Below are 14,834 nucleotides of genomic sequence, written 5' to 3' on the forward strand. Positions count from 1 at the left end.
ACGGCGCAGATGCGCAGATGCGGGGAAGGAAAGCACAGCCTTTATTTCCCGATCTTGAGGTTCATGGCCTTGCCGTCGAACTTCGAGAACGTGTCGAGCGCCTTGCCGCAGCCGAGTGCGACGCAGGAGAGCGGGTCATCCGCAAGTGCCGTCGGGATATCCGTCTCGCGGCGGATGAGCTCGTCGAGGCCGAAGAGCAGCGCGCCGCCGCCCGTCAGGATGATGCCGCGGTCCATGATGTCCGCCGAGAGCTCCGGCGGCGTCTCCTCGAGGACCTTCTTGACGCACTCGACGATGCGCGAGACAGAAGCGCCAATGGCCTCTGCCACCTGCTTCGTCGTGATCTGCACCGTCTTCGGCAGGCCCGTCAGGAGATCGCGGCCGCGGATGTCGAGCGTCTCATCGCGCGCCTCCGGATACGCAGCGCCGACCTTGAACTTGATGTCCTCCGCCGTGCGCTCGCCGATCATGAGGTTGAACGCGCGCTTGACATAGGCGATGATGTCCGAGTCGAACTTGTCGCCGGCGATGCGCAGCGACTCGCTGTTGACGATGCCGCCGAGGCTGATGACAGCGATGTCCGTCGTGCCGCCGCCGATGTCGACGATCATCGAGCCGCACGGCTCCACGATGTCGAGGCCGGCGCCGAGTGCCGCCGCCAGCGGCTCCTCGATGAGCTGCGTGTGGCGCGCGCCGGCCTGCTCAGCAGCTTCCTGCACCGCGCGCTGCTCGACCATCGTGCAGCCCGACGGGATGCAGATCATGATGCGCGGGCGGAAGACGAAACTGCGGCCGACGACCTTCTCGATGAAGTGGCGCAGCATGCTCTCCGTGATGTCGTAGTCCGCGATGACGCCCTCGCGCAGCGGGCGGATGGCGACGATGTTGCCCGGCGTGCGGCCGATCATGCGGCGCGCCTCCTCGCCGATGGCCAGCACACGGTTCGTGTCCTTGTCCACCGCGACGACAGACGGCTCGCGCAGCACGATGCCCTTGCCCTTCACATAGACCAGCACGTTGGCTGTGCCAAGGTCGATGCCGATATCCATTGACATACCAAACATTTTATTGAAATCCCCTTCCAACCGATAAAAGAATGATATCATACCTTCTGAAAAGATTATGGCAGAACTGGCTGAAAAGCAGCGGGAAAACAGCCGCCGCGCCAGTCGATGCCTCTTTTCTATTGATATACTATATAATAATTCGCGCGCTTTTACAATGGGGGAAACAGGCGAAAAAGACAGAAACATGACCATTTGCGGCAGGCACAGCACCAATTTGCAAAATTTCATGTTATTTACGATAACTTACGGTAATTTGGTGAAGAATTTCTCTTTTGCTTCTAAAAAAGACGCATTGACAAGGACGAAACAGGATGATACGATAAGATTGCTGACTTCCAGCTCGCACAGGTAGATCCGAAGAAATAGAAGCGATGGCCGAGGCCATCGCTTTTTTGCAGTGAAAACTCAAGAACAAAAGGAGATTTATCCATGAAAAAAGCAATCGCCATCCTGCTCATCATCGTCGCGGCCTTTCTCGGCACGCTGCTCTACTTCCACGCGCACGACACGCGCACGGCCGACAGTCTCTCGGCCTATGCGCGCATCGAGTTCACGGGCCTGCGCGGCTCTGACGGCTCGGCGACGAGCGCCCACTTCACCGTCTGGGATACGCGCTACGACGGCGCCAAGGCCGACTCCAAGGTCACGCTCGTGACCGACTCCAAGGAGTGGCCGCTGATCGCCTCCGTCAAGCAAAAGGACGCTGGCTCCTTCCAGAAAGAGAACGAGATTTCCGTCTTCCTGCCGGCCACCACGCTCGACGACATCAAGAAGGCCACGACCGTCCGCTTCCGCTACAGCTACAAGGACGGCCAGACGATCGACCTGCCGCTCAATGACGCCGACCTCGCCTACTGGAAGGGCCAGGTCGAGTAAGCCATCGGCTGCATACATGACATAAAAAGAGCATCCCCGCAGTGGGATGCTCTTTTTATGCAATCAATCAGCCTTTATAGACGCGCGGCACGCGCGGCGAGATCAGGCAGGTGACCTCGTAGTTGATGGTGTTGAGCCACTTGGCCGCCGTGTCGGCCGTGACCGTCTCATCGCCGAAAAGCACGGCCGTGTCGCCCTCCTTGACGTCCGGCAGATCCGTGACATCGACCATGACCTGGTCCATGCAGACGCGGCCCGCAATCGGCGCCTTGCGTCCGCCGAACGAGACGTAGCCGCCGTTGCCGTAAGCGCGAATGTAGCCGTCGGCATAGCCGATTGGCAGTGTCGCGATGCGGCTCTCGCGCGCGGCGATGAACTGGCGGCCGTAGCCAATGCTCTCGCCCGGATGCAGGTTCTTCGTAAAGACGACCTTGGCGCAGACCTTCATGACCGGGCGGATGTCAATCGGATGCGTGACCTCGTCCGACGGCCACATGCCGTACTGGATGACGCCGGCGCGCACCATGTCGTAGTGGGCTTCCGGGATCTCGAGGATGGCCGCCGACTCCGCGATATGGCGGATCTTCAGCGTCACGCCAGCCTCCTCGACCGCCTTCAAGGCCTGCTCAAACTTCACGAGCTGCCCCTTCGTGTACGTCTTGTCCTTGCTGTCCGCCATCGCAAAGTGGGAGAACATGCCCTCGATCTCGATGTTCGGCAGCTGCTTGACCGCCGCGGCCAGGGCGCCGATCTCCTCAGGGCGGATGCCGATGCGGCCCATGCCTGTCTCGACCTTGAGGTGCACCTTTGCCACCTTGTGCTGGCGCACGGCCTCGCGCGAGATGGCCTCTGCGAGCGGCAGCTCACAGACGACCTGCGTGACATCGTAGTCGACGATGTCGCGCGCCTCGTCCGGCAGCACAAGGCCGAGGAGCAGGATCGGCGTCGTGAAGCCCGCCTCGCGCAGCTCGATAGCCTCGCCGAGCGTCGCCACCGCGAGATACGAGGCCCCCGCCTCCACCGCGACGCGCGCGACAGCCAGAGCACCGTGGCCGTAGGCGTCTGCCTTGACGACCGCACAGAGCTTCGCCCCGCCGCGAATGTTCTTCTTGATTTCTTCGTAATTATGTCTCAGGGCGCGAAGATCGATCTCCGCCCAGGCTGCACGGTTTGGCATGAAATATCCCCTTTTCTCGTACCGAGTCAGATTCTCTTTTCAGTTTACTACACGCCATCGAAAAGTCAAGCATGGATGTCGGCAACAAAAAAGGCCTCCGCCGAAACGGAGGTCTTTTGATTGCGATGAAAATCTGCTAATCGAAGGATTAGAAGAACATCTCGATACGGCCGAAGAGGTTCTCGATCTTATTGTCCGTAAGGAGATCCTTACCGTTGCCATAGCGCAGCGTTGCAACAACGTTCTTGAACGGAGCGTAGTTCGTGCCGACTTCCCAGCCCTTCTGACCAGCGAGGATTACATCGAACGTGGAGAACAGATCCGTGTTCTGGCCGAGGTAGCGGTAAGCTGCCCAAGCACCCCAAGTGCCCTTGTTCTCAGCCTCAGCACCCTTGTAGCTGTACTGAGCGCTCCAAGCCTTGTCGAAGTCATCAGCCGACGTGTTGTTGGCATAGAAGCCGTTCAGGGCATTCGTCTTATCGAAGCGATAAGCAGCCTTTGCGAGCCAGATGTTAGCGTTGTCCTCGACATTTGCCTTGTTGTTGCCTTTAACAGCATAGTTAAAGGTATCAGAATTCAGATGATGGTAGTCAACACCGCCGACGAACTTGCCATCGCCATAGCCGAGGCCAGCGTACTGGTAGTTAGCCGTCTTCTCGCCAACTTTGAACTTCTGCGTGAAGTCACTGTCGTTGTCCATGTTCTGGCGGCCAGCACCAGCCGTGAACGTTACCTTGTTGCCGAACTGGACTTCAGCGCCGGAGAACGAGGTATCAAAGATGCTGTCGCTATCAATCTGAGCGAACTTACCGAGTTTGACCTGGAAGTTGTCGTAGTTGCCCTGAGCCCAAACGCGTTTGAGCGTAACATCTGTATCCTGATAGCTGTCCTTACCATGCTTACTGTCGACATCGTCGCTGTCCTTTGCGAGGTCCGTGGAAGCATCAAGACGTGCATTTACATGCCAATGGCTGTTGACTTCAGCGCTCGGCTCGAGGCGGAACAGGAGCTGATCATCGTTCGTCTTCGTGTTTGCATCCTTGTCGCGATGGCTGTAGTACGTGTACTCAGCCTTGCCGTTCCACTTAACCATGTCAGCGTTGCGCTCGAGGTTGCTTACGCGGACGCCGAGGTTGTTGAGCTCATCGGAGAACTCAGCAGCGAGTTTGTCGATCAGGGCCTTATCAGCAGCGGAGACATCGCTCTTAGCCATAGCCTTTGCGATCATCTGAGCCATCTCATAACGCGTGATGTTCTGGTTGCCACGGAACGTCGTGTCGCCATAACCTTCGATGACGCCATCAGCTGCGAGCTGGGATACAGCGTCGTAAGCCCAATGGTCAGCCGGTACATCGGAGAACGGGTTTGCAGCAGCAAACGTCGTGCTAGCAGCGCCAACAACGAGAGCCGTCGTCAGAGCGGATACGAGAGTCTTTTTCATAAAGAACTCCTCCTTCAAAAAATAGAATGAAACGTTACGTCCTAGTTCTATCGGAGGATTCCTCATGAGTGTCCATGTTTCCTCAGTCTCTTCCTTCGATTTCCCTTCGGACAAGATTATTATAGCAGATATAAATTTTTTCGTCAAATTAGATACTGCTGAGAGATATGCCAGTGAACGTACTCCCGCCTATAGAGGCGGGAGCTTCCTGCTTCAACGAGAACAGCGCCACGGACTCCAAAGAGTTGCGGCGGCTTACAATCTCTCCACAGGCGTAGATTCCCGTGCGACCCACGGTATTTTATGGATTACGTCAGGCAGATATCCGCCTGGCTTCTTCTCGGATATTTATGGCAGCGTTCTTATCGCGATTATGGTGACTGCCACATTTAGGGCAATCCCATTCCCTTACAGATAAGTCCTTGGTTTCGTGGTTCTGATATCCGCAAACATGGCACAGTTGGCTGCTTGGATACCACTTGTCTATCTTGATAAGCTTTTTGCCTTGCCAAGCCAATTTATATTCCAACATGTTCGTGAACATATTCCAGCCATTGTCAGCTACGGATTTGCCAAAGCTGAACTTGCCACCCTTTTTCCGCTTTGCCATCGCTTTGACGCTGATATCCTCAATGCCAATGACATCATAGCGGTCTGCGAGGTAGCGAGCCTTCTTATGCAGGAAATCCCGGCGTTGATTGGCCACTTTCTCATGGAGAATAGCTACACGCAGCCTTTGTTTTTCTCTGTTATGACTTTCTTTCTGCTTTTGGGATAGCTTCCGCTGTGCCTTAGCCAGTCTCTTCTCTGCCTTTCGCAGGAAATCGGGATACTTAGCCTCATCCTCATCGGAAGCCACATACAAGCTGTGCATCGCAAAATCCAGGCCCAGGAAGGTCTTCGGTATGACAGGGAGTATTTGGTTTTCATACTCCACCAGCATACTGATATAGTACTTTCCGGATGGCGTCTTGCTGATGGTCACGGTCTTTATGATACTGTTCTCCGGCAAGGGACGATGTTGGCATAATTTCACCCAACCGACTTTCGGCAGTTTCACCTTATGGCCCCCGATTCGGACAGAGCCTTTCTGGTTGTTCGTGGAATACGAAGCACGACGATTCTTCTTGGACTTGAAGCGCGGCTTGCCGAAATGCTTGCTATCATTCCAAAAGTTATTATAGGCCTTATTCAGGTTCATTTGGGCATTGGCAAGGGCTAAACTATCCACTTCTTTCAGCCAAGGGAATTCTTCCTTGTACTGCGCAGGCGTGTTATGTAGCTTTTTGCCTGTTTCCTTGTAATAGTCAAGGCGGTCACTCAACATTTTATTATAGATGAATCGGACACAGCCGAAAGTCTTGGCAAACATAATTTTTTGTTCAGTTGTTGGATAGAGTCTGTATCGGTATGCCTTATTCACTATAATCTCACCTGCCTTGAACAAGTAAATCTATAGAATACCTCATCACTTACACTTCCATGTTAATTCGTATTTCTTCTGGTATTATATCATATGTATCAAAGATTAGAATCAGGCAACAAGCAACCAACAAAAAAAGAACGATGCATCGAGAAAATTTTTCTCTTTGCATCGTTCTTTTTCCTATCCGTTATTTAATGGTTCGTTGAGCTTATTTATTTTTGTTTTCTTTGACTATGCGAACACGCTGAATCGTCGGATTGCCTGCTTTGTCTTTTGCTATCGTATCGACAGTGAAGTATTCTAATTCATGCGAGAATTCGCTGAGGATCTTGTCGGACAAGACAGCGCCTTTTGTCATGGCACGATACAAGATAGCTGCAAATTCATACCGCGTCATCGGGCGGTCTCCGGCAAAGTTGCCATCCGGATAGCCTTCGATCATGCCGTTGCCGGCCAGCTGTGCTACGTATTCGTAAGCCCAGTGATTCTGCGGTACATCCGGGAAGAGCTGCAGTTTGGATGTATCTATCTTCTTACCTGCATTGGCATCGAGCATGGCTGACTTCATAGCTTCCAATTCACCGCGCAGTTCTTTAATTTCCTTCGCCATCGCTACACGAGAAGTCGATACATGACTGCTTCCGGAACCTAGTTTGAAGCTTACGTCGGCATTAACCATGTTTTCGCCATTACCAAAGGTACCGCCTACAGAGAACATCGTGTCTTCATTCGGACGATAGTATGCCCCAACAGCAGCTGCATTGGCGCCGCGGTAGTTGCCATAGCCTGCCGCAAAGTCCCACTTCGCATCCGGATCAAAATCCAATGGATGTAATGCTGCCAAAGCCGCAGCACCGGCACCGACTTTGTTGACACGGTTATCGAGGTCAGAAATACGACCATTCATATGGTAAATAGATTCCGTGTTGGCCGTTACCTGGTTATCCAAAGCCGACAAGTTTTCACCAGCCGTGTTAGACTTTTTGACGAAGTTGCCGTCTTTTGCAACTCTCGTTTCGTTATAGAGCTGACCGCCATTAACGGCATCGGTAGAGCCTTTTTCCACTTTGCCGTCTGCTACATTGGTAATCTTTTGGTCATTAGCATTCAGACCACTATCGCTTACATAGGTCTTGCCATTAACCTTTAAGCCGTCATTGCTGATAGAGGTTTGACCTGCGGTTACAGCAGTTGCGGTTACGCTTACGTCTTTACCAACCTTCAAGCCATCGTTGTTCATTACGGTTTGGCCAGTGGTTACGGTAGTTGCTTTTACAGTATCAACGTCTATGTCTTTATTCAGCTCTACCTTATAGTTTGCTGCTTCACCTTCTTTAGCAGTGTTGGTAACAATAATATTGCTGCTGCCTTCTACTTTAGTGTGCTTAGCTGCAGTTGCTGCTACGTCGGTAAGTTTTTGATCCAGTTTGCCGATTGCGGTAGTAGTGCTATCGCCATCTGCAATATCACCTTTTTCTACCTTGCTGTACTGCAAATCGCCAACCTTCGTGTCCAGCTTCTGGTTCAGGTTGTTTACAGCGTCAACAACGGTAGTATGGCTGCCGTTTTGGTTCTTAATATCGCTGTCAATATTATTAACCTCGCCTACGTCACTTGCTTTGGCTACGTCGGTAATGGTTACAGTACCGGTTACCTTACCTTCTTTATTAACAATATCCATAGATACGCCCTGAGATTTATTGCCAGTGCTGTCAGTTACTTCGCCAACTGCATAGTTGCCACTCTTAATATGCGTATCGTTAGCTGCAACATAATCCGTCAGCTGGCCTACGTTTACAGCATCGGTCTTTTCAACGCCTGCTGCTACGCCAGTAATCTTGCCATCCTTGTTAATGGTAACCTTGTTGTTAAGCTTAATGCCGCCATCTGCAAAGCTAATGCTGCCTGCGCCTTCACCTGCGCCGATGATGGATTTGATATCCTTCAGCTCATCGTTCACATCAACCTTGTATTCCAGATGACCATCAGCAGTAGTCACAGGGTTCACTGTTGTATTTTTGCCGTTAGATAAGGTGGTATGTTTACCTGCTTCGGTTGCTACTGCATGCAGTTGGCTACCGTTTACTGCGTCGGTAGAGGTTTCGGTAATTGCACCTGCTGCTACGCCAGTAATCTTGCCATCCTTGTTAATGGTAACCTTGTTGTTAAGCTTAATGCCGCCATCTGCAAAGCTAATGCTGCCTGCGCCTTCACCTGCGCCGATGATGGATTTGATATCCTTCAGCTCATCGTTCACATCAACCTTGTATTCCAGATGACCATCAGCAGTAGTCACAGGGTTCACTGTTGTATTTTTGCCGTTAGATAAGGTGGTATGTTTACCTGCTTCAGTTGCTACAGCCTGCAGTTGGTCTTCAGTTGCAGCTCTGCCGGAAGTAATGCTGTCTTTATTCCAAGTAGTATTGGTAAGACCGGTTATAGTACCATCAGTACCATTAATAGTTACGGCATGAGTTCCACCAATTGTTACGCTATCCTTCAAGGAGATACCATAATTTGTTACATTAGTTTCATCATCAGTAGTTGTATTAAGATTAAAGTTGCCATCTACAGATACACTTGTGCCTTTAGCATTTACGGTATAAACTGTGTGTCCGTCGTCGGTTGCGTTTGATGCAACTACAGAAGCGATGTTGGTACCCTTAACTACCTCTGTCTTAGCAGCTGCACTTACCTTATTCAACTGGCTTACGTTTACAGCGTCATTATCAGCAATACCATTTGCTACGCCGGAAATCTTGCCGGTATTGTCAATGGTAACCTTGTTGTTAAACTTGATGCCATCATTTGCAAAGCTAATGCTGCCTGCGCCTTCACCTGCGCCGATGATGGATTTGATATCCTTCAGCTCATCGTTCACATCAACCTTGTATTCCAGATGACCATCAGCAGTAGTCACAGGGTTCACTGTTGTATTTTTGCCGTTAGATAAGGTGGTATGTTTACCTGCTTCGGTTGCTACAGCCTGCAGTTGGTCTTCAGTTGCAGCTCTGCCGGAAGTAATGCTGTCTTTATTCCAAGTAGTATTGGTAAGACCGGTTACAGTACCATCAGTACCATTAATAGTTACGGCATGAGTTCCACCAATTGTTACGCTATCCTTCAAGGAGATACCATAATTTGTTACATTAGTTTCATCATCAGTAGTTGTATTAAGATTAAAGTTGCCATCTACAGATACACTTGTTTTAGTATTTGTATCAACAAAGTATAGGTTGCCACTTTTATTAATACCATCGACATAGGCACCTAATCGAATAGCTAATCCATTCTCACCTTTTTGAGTCGTATATTTTTCAAACTTTAAAAAATTCAATTGTAAACTATTGCCTTGGTACTGCCACCCGTCAATTGAAGTACCTAATTTTCCATTTTTAACATCCGTATCCCATTTCTGTTTATAACCTATCATTTGAGGCGGTGTTTTTGTTTCAGTTATATTATTGGCAGCTTGTACGCCGCTTATCGTCCCACCTATACTGCCTGCGGCTACTAATACTGCCAATATCCTTTTCGCAGAAGAAGCTTTTCCCTGATTTTTAGCAAATTCCGAAGCTACGACATAGCAATTTCTTGCTTTATTCCACACGACTTTGTATATTTTATTCATATAGATAATCTCCTTTCAGTATGTATTCGTTTCTCACACTATTCTCGGTTATACGAAACCTTACGACTTCTGTTAAACCAATGTTTCCGGCAATCATCACAGCAAAAAGCCCGATGCCGGTCTTTGGGGGTCGTAACGATGACGATTTTCCCACATTCCCGGCAGGTAAATTCTCGATGCATTACTACCGAAGATACTTTTTTGGAATATTTCCAATATAATTTTTCACAATGCTGTGAACAGAATTTAGTACGGCAGTCTCTGCCATCTGTTACCCGCACGTGTTTACCACACCGCAGACACGTAAATTCCCGTATAACGGGAGCATAAAGAGGCCCTTCGACACGGTTGTCATTGATTCCATGGTGATTGGCATACCTCCTGCAGGTATATCCGCAGTATCGCTGGGTAATACGGGTCGGGGGTAAATTCTTTGCCGCAAACAGCACATTTCATACGAACATGGTCATGCTCCTGTCATTCCATACTGAATGGCAGACAGGTGGTAACCAATAATTGGAAATAACAAACGAATGCAAACATGCCAAAAAGGACAATATATGCCTACACTGTCCTTCTTTATATCCATATGAAACAAGACGCACCCATTCCTGGGCCTGTTTTTTTATATATGCCTTTACTATCTTGTAACCCCCCCTGTATATTGTTTAGCCGTCACCTCTCTGCCGATATGCATGATGACCGTAAAACTAGTTGTAAAGTAAGAAATCATCACTTGGACAGGATACATGATTTTCACCCCCCCTCCATATTATACTATAATATAATTATAGCATAATATGGAAGGAATGGCAAGATATCCGGAATAAAGCAAACTATATACATACTTTAGTATATAGTTTGCAGTTTAAAAAACCTCCTGAACATGGAGGGGGAATTTTCCGTTCAGGAGGTTGGGAGAAACATATTTACAATTTTACAATCTTTGAGGGAGGGGGGGGAAAACTTCTGATCAGCCGGGGATAACGATATCCAGAACAGCCTGGCGGAATGCGTCATAGCCCTGATCCACGAGGATCTGATAGAGATGCATATCCGATGCCTGCGAGTAGACGTAATTGCGCAGGTTGTAGAACTTGCTGCTGTCAGGGTCCGCCTTTGTCAGGCCATAGTCCGACAGAGCGACTTTCTTCAAGTACTCCTGCGTCCAGGACGAAATGCCCGAGGTCAGGACGAAGTCATGATCGCCGAGGTGCACCAAGAAGGATTCCGGACGTCTCGGCAGTGGCAGCGTCTCACCGTCCGGTGCCAGATAGCCTTCTTTGATCGGATCTTTGCCAGCAATGATGGCTGCTGCCTTGATATAGCCGACCGGTTTCTTTTCTTCACTCGGCCAGCCCGCATGATCATGGGATACCGCCACAGCAACTACAACATCCGGACGCAAGCCGCGGTACATGCAGTCTGCGACCTGCTGGATGTGATGGCAGCCCGTGCCGGCAATCTTGATCTCCGGCAGGCACTTGTGATCCGAAGTCCACTGCAGGATCCATGGTTTAGTCAGGTCGTGCAGCAGCACCGCTTCCGTCAACAATTCACGATTCATGGAATAGCCGAAGAATTGCTCGTAATTCTCGATCAGGCTCAGTCCTGTCTGGAGATCCGTTGCCACATGCGTGATCAGGCCGCATGGATACGCGTGATGACCGCCCCAGCCTGCACCGGCAGCATCCCAGAAATTCAATTTATTCTTGACTTCGGGGAAAATCTGGTCGATCGTGTTCTCTTCTTTGATATATCCAGCGGCCAGCAGTGCCTTGCGGCAGGCTTCCTTGCTCGCCTTATCCGGGTATTTCTTCAAGATCAGCGGCTTTGGAGATTTCAAGCCCTCTAAAACAACCTTCTTGACCGTCTCATCCTGAAGGCCATTCGCCTTGTCCATGAGCCAGTTATAGCCATACTCGCGCAATGGCGAGCGCTTAGCCATCTCAGTCGGTGACAATTTCTCCATCTCCGAGAATTTGATGGCCGTCGTCTCGATGTTGCGCGGTGCGGCAAATCCCTACTTGGGTAGGATAGAAGCTGCTGCAAATGCAGCAGCAGCGCCTGCAGCCGTTTTCAGGAAATCCCTGCGATCGATTGATTTGTCCCAGATTGCCATAATAAACCTCCTTCTATTGTGCGATATACAGCAAACAGGCCTAAGAGGCCTGTCCGCTGAATCAAAGTTGGTTTTTGAGGATATGCTTCATCAGCATCAGACATCCTGATGCGCGGCGAGCCACTGACTCCAGCTCGTCTTGAACCCATTGGCGTGATTCTCCTGGACATACTGATAGAACTTCTCTACCATATGGGCTTTCTGGTGATAGTAGTCAGCCTTCCACTGATCCGGCTTCGGTTCTGCGATTTCATAAGCAACGTAGTTGCCGCCGAGCAGATACTGACGCGAGAGGATATCGCCAAGCGAGACATCCGGGTTCTTCATCATATCGTACATAGCCATGTAAGCCGTCGTGCGACCTGCACCAGCCTGGCAGTGGAAATGCAGCCAAGCATTTGCCGGCATCGTACGCGTGAAGTTGATGAACTCATCGATATTCGCAGCCGACGGCCAGATGTGATCCGTTGCCGCAATGCGATAGTAATGGAGGCCATTCTTCTCGACCAACTGCTGTTCCGTCATGACGGATTCAATCTTGACCGGTTTCGGGTCAATTGGCATCTTGTCCTTGTCGAGCGCTGCTACGATAAGGCTCTTACCTCTTGCTGCGTTCAGGCGGCTATTCTCATCCTTGAGGACCTCTGCCTTGTTCTTACCGAGGTTGCCCCAATCGCGCAGGCCATACCAGCTGACTGCATTGCCGTTGAAAACACCATGCGTCTCCTGACGGAGGTCCATGATGTAGATAGGGCCCTTAGCCTGCTGCTTGAGAACAGGCAGCATTGCCTGGAGCTCACCATTGGAGAATTCCGCACTGCCGGACATGTAGAGCGTATCGAGGCCCTTGCGCGTCGGCGTCGGAGTGAAGCCCTTGCCCGTCTTCTTGACATTGACATCCGTCCTGAAGGCCGAATTCATCGTGCGGAAGTTGCGCGGCAGCTGATTGCGGTCCTTCGTGTCCAGGCGCCAGATGTAACCGTTGTAATCCGGTTCCCACGAATTGACCTTGTTCTTCTTGGCCCAGACACTATACGGCGTCTTGAGGTCAGGATTCTCTTTTACATAATCATAGAAATGCTGGACGAACTGATAGCGTTCGATATACGCCTTGCGGCCATAATTCTTTTTCTTATCCGGGATCTCACTGAGGTCGACAATGCCGATGAGCTTCTGACGCTGGATGATGTCGTCGAAGCTGACATCCTTCGCGTTCTTGAGGATATCGTGCATGACCATGAAGATAGTCGTACGGCCCATGCCGGCATAGCAGTGATAATGCAGCCATGCATCCTTTGGCAGGGATTTGTAGAACTCCAGGAACTTGTCGACATCGGGATCATCCGGGCGGAAATGATCCTGCAGCGTCAGGCGGAAGTAATTGGCACCATGCTGCTTGACCATCTCTTCCTCGGTGCGAACTTTGTTGTAGTTGACATAAACCGGGGAAAGAATCACGTTCTTTTTATCGTCAAAGCGATAAATCGATTTGACCGTGCTGTCCTTGAGCGAAGCAAGCTGCTCTTTTTCCAGCGGGATGATGATATCTTCTGTGCGTCCATCATTGCCCCAATCGTGGTTAGCGAACCAGCTGACAGCCGTGCCATTGAGGTAGCCATGCGATTCTCCGCGCAGATCCACATCGTAGAACTGCGATGGTTTTACCGGCACTTTCTTAAGGATTGCTTCCAGCTCTTTCTCGGAGAAACAGCTGGAGGCCGAGACATTCATCGTGTCCATGCCCTTACGGGTCGGCATGATACCGGTCTTCGTCACACCGACGTACTTATCGCTGCCCATGCGGAAGTTGCGCGGCAGCTGGTTGACGTCAGCGCGGTCAATCTTCAGCGCAAGTTTCGGCGGATTCTTGACGACAGCCGGAGCCTGTGCCTCAGCGGAGACCTCCTGCACGACGGCAGCTGGTGCCTGGGCAGCCCATGACGTTCCCGGCAGCTGTGCACTGCCGAGCATGACGGCAACGGCAACAGAGAGCAATGTCTTTTTCTTGAAACTTATCATGAAATCTTCACTCCTCTTCTAAAGCAAACATATGCTTTATATACGTAGCGAATCAAATTTTACCGTACCTTTGATCAGAATTCAAATCCATTTTCCTTTGTCCACTGCGTGTACGTTTTCTTGAGCTGTGGATTAGCCTTGACGTATTCGTAGAAATGACGCGTGAACAAAGCGCGCTTCGGATAGTTCCCTTTCTTATAGGCATCCTTCGTTGTCTCTGCCGACTTGCGGACATCTTGACCACCAAGCAGCACTTCGCGCGTCATGATATCGTCGTAGGAAAGCTTGTCGGCGTTCTTAATCATATCCATGAGCGAGAGGAAAATCGTCGTGCGGCCTACACCGGCCTCGCAGTGAACATGAATCCAAGCATTTTTCGGCAATTTCTTGTAGATGGCCAAGAATTCATCGACATTTGCCGGGGTCGGTGCAGAGTAGTCCATGACCGGCACACGATAGTACTTGACGCCCATCGATTTGACGAACTGTTCTTCGGTCTGTACCGAATTGACATGTTCGACCTTCTGCGAAGCAATATCCTTGTGCTTGTCCAGCGTAGCGATATCAACATTCTGGTTCATCTTGGCCGTTTCGAGCATGCTCTTCTCGCGGCGATCGATTTCCTTGGCCGATTGACCTTTGTTGAAGGTTTTGTAGCGCGAATACCAGCTGATGCCATCATCATTGATGTAGCCATGCGATTCATTGCGCAGATCGATGACGACAAGATCCTTGGCTGGTACATGCTTCAGGAGTTCCTTGAATTCATTCTTGGAGAAGAAGCTGCTACCGGACTGGCGCAGATTATCCAGGCCTTCGCGCGAGGGGTAGATCCCATCCTTTGCCGTCTTATATTGACTCTGGGCCGTGCGGAAATTTGCTGGCATCTCTGAAACAGCGGCGGGGCGATCGTATTTGAGAATCTGCACGCCTGGTGCCGGCTCTGCGGCAAATGCCGCAGCCGTCGACAACATCGCCGCAACAGTAAGAGCTGCAATTCTTTTGCTGATTCCTGAATAATTCATGCTGACATCGTCCTCCTTCATGGATTTTAGTGGGTTCGATTTTAAAAGAT

Annotated in this window: 10 protein-coding genes; 1 reads left to right on the forward strand and 9 read right to left on the reverse strand. The window is 50.6% G+C overall.

All coding sequences use genetic code 11. The features are described 5' to 3' along the window. Positions 1–41: 41 nt before the first annotated feature. Positions 42–1,064 (reverse strand): rod shape-determining protein, encoded by a 1,023-nt coding sequence (locus tag QDI87_RS06665; RefSeq protein ID WP_036378469.1) that lies wholly within the window; start codon positions 1,062–1,064, stop codon positions 42–44. A 432-nt stretch (positions 1,065–1,496) separates the two neighbouring features. Here QDI87_RS06665 and QDI87_RS06670 point away from each other — a divergent pair, with 432 nt between their 5' ends. Next, on the forward strand, positions 1,497–1,943 hold the full coding sequence (locus tag QDI87_RS06670) for a hypothetical protein (protein ID WP_036378468.1): 447 nt from the start codon (positions 1,497–1,499) through the stop codon (positions 1,941–1,943). A 67-nt stretch (positions 1,944–2,010) separates the two neighbouring features. On the opposite strand, the gene alr is transcribed toward QDI87_RS06670, so the two are convergent. The 8 genes from alr to QDI87_RS06715 form a co-directional block, all read right to left on the reverse strand. Further along, a complete protein-coding gene (gene alr / locus QDI87_RS06675; protein WP_036378467.1) occupies positions 2,011–3,120 on the reverse strand; it encodes an alanine racemase in 1,110 nt (369 codons plus the stop codon). Between the two features lie 148 nt (positions 3,121–3,268). Further along, the gene (locus QDI87_RS06680) at positions 3,269–4,561 is read right to left on the reverse strand and encodes an S-layer homology domain-containing protein (protein ID WP_278742592.1); all 1,293 of its coding nucleotides are present in this window, start codon (positions 4,559–4,561) and stop codon (positions 3,269–3,271) included. 313 nt (positions 4,562–4,874) lie between these two features. Further along, a complete protein-coding gene (locus QDI87_RS06685) occupies positions 4,875–5,984 on the reverse strand; it encodes an RNA-guided endonuclease TnpB family protein (protein WP_278742594.1) in 1,110 nt (369 codons plus the stop codon). Between the two features lie 211 nt (positions 5,985–6,195). Beyond that, positions 6,196–9,618, reverse strand: coding sequence for an ESPR-type extended signal peptide-containing protein (locus QDI87_RS06695; RefSeq protein ID WP_341460088.1), 3,423 nt, complete (start codon positions 9,616–9,618; stop codon positions 6,196–6,198). Positions 9,619–10,591: 973 nt separating this feature from the next. Continuing rightward, the gene (locus QDI87_RS06700) at positions 10,592–11,581 is read right to left on the reverse strand and encodes a hypothetical protein (RefSeq protein WP_255241063.1); all 990 of its coding nucleotides are present in this window, start codon (positions 11,579–11,581) and stop codon (positions 10,592–10,594) included. 60 nt (positions 11,582–11,641) lie between these two features. Next, the gene (locus tag QDI87_RS06705) at positions 11,642–11,740 is read right to left on the reverse strand and encodes a twin-arginine translocation signal domain-containing protein (protein WP_072003603.1); all 99 of its coding nucleotides are present in this window, start codon (positions 11,738–11,740) and stop codon (positions 11,642–11,644) included. A 96-nt stretch (positions 11,741–11,836) separates the two neighbouring features. Beyond that, a complete protein-coding gene (locus tag QDI87_RS06710) occupies positions 11,837–13,759 on the reverse strand; it encodes a hypothetical protein (protein WP_278742596.1) in 1,923 nt (640 codons plus the stop codon). A 74-nt stretch (positions 13,760–13,833) separates the two neighbouring features. Next, positions 13,834–14,784, reverse strand: coding sequence for a fused DSP-PTPase phosphatase/NAD kinase-like protein (locus tag QDI87_RS06715; protein ID WP_278742597.1), 951 nt, complete (start codon positions 14,782–14,784; stop codon positions 13,834–13,836). Positions 14,785–14,834 lie beyond the last annotated feature (50 nt).

This window comes from Mitsuokella jalaludinii (assembly GCF_928722185.1).
Lineage (GTDB): Bacteria > Bacillota > Negativicutes > Selenomonadales > Selenomonadaceae > Mitsuokella > Mitsuokella jalaludinii.

Excerpts from the sequence above, each read along its gene's own strand:
- QDI87_RS06710 (WP_278742596.1), bottom strand. The coding sequence starts at position 13,759 with ATGATAAGTTTCAAGAAAAAGACATTGCTCTCTGTTGCCGTTGCCGTC.
- QDI87_RS06695 (WP_341460088.1), bottom strand. The coding sequence starts at position 9,618 with ATGAATAAAATATACAAAGTCGTGTGGAATAAAGCAAGAAATTGCTAT.
- QDI87_RS06715 (WP_278742597.1), bottom strand. The coding sequence starts at position 14,784 with ATGAATTATTCAGGAATCAGCAAAAGAATTGCAGCTCTTACTGTTGCG.
- QDI87_RS06680 (WP_278742592.1), bottom strand. The coding sequence starts at position 4,561 with ATGAAAAAGACTCTCGTATCCGCTCTGACGACGGCTCTCGTTGTTGGC.
- alr (WP_036378467.1), bottom strand. The coding sequence starts at position 3,120 with ATGCCAAACCGTGCAGCCTGGGCGGAGATCGATCTTCGCGCCCTGAGA.
- QDI87_RS06670 (WP_036378468.1), top strand. The coding sequence starts at position 1,497 with ATGAAAAAAGCAATCGCCATCCTGCTCATCATCGTCGCGGCCTTTCTC.
- QDI87_RS06705 (WP_072003603.1), bottom strand. The coding sequence starts at position 11,740 with ATGGCAATCTGGGACAAATCAATCGATCGCAGGGATTTCCTGAAAACG.
- QDI87_RS06665 (WP_036378469.1), bottom strand. The coding sequence starts at position 1,064 with ATGTTTGGTATGTCAATGGATATCGGCATCGACCTTGGCACAGCCAAC.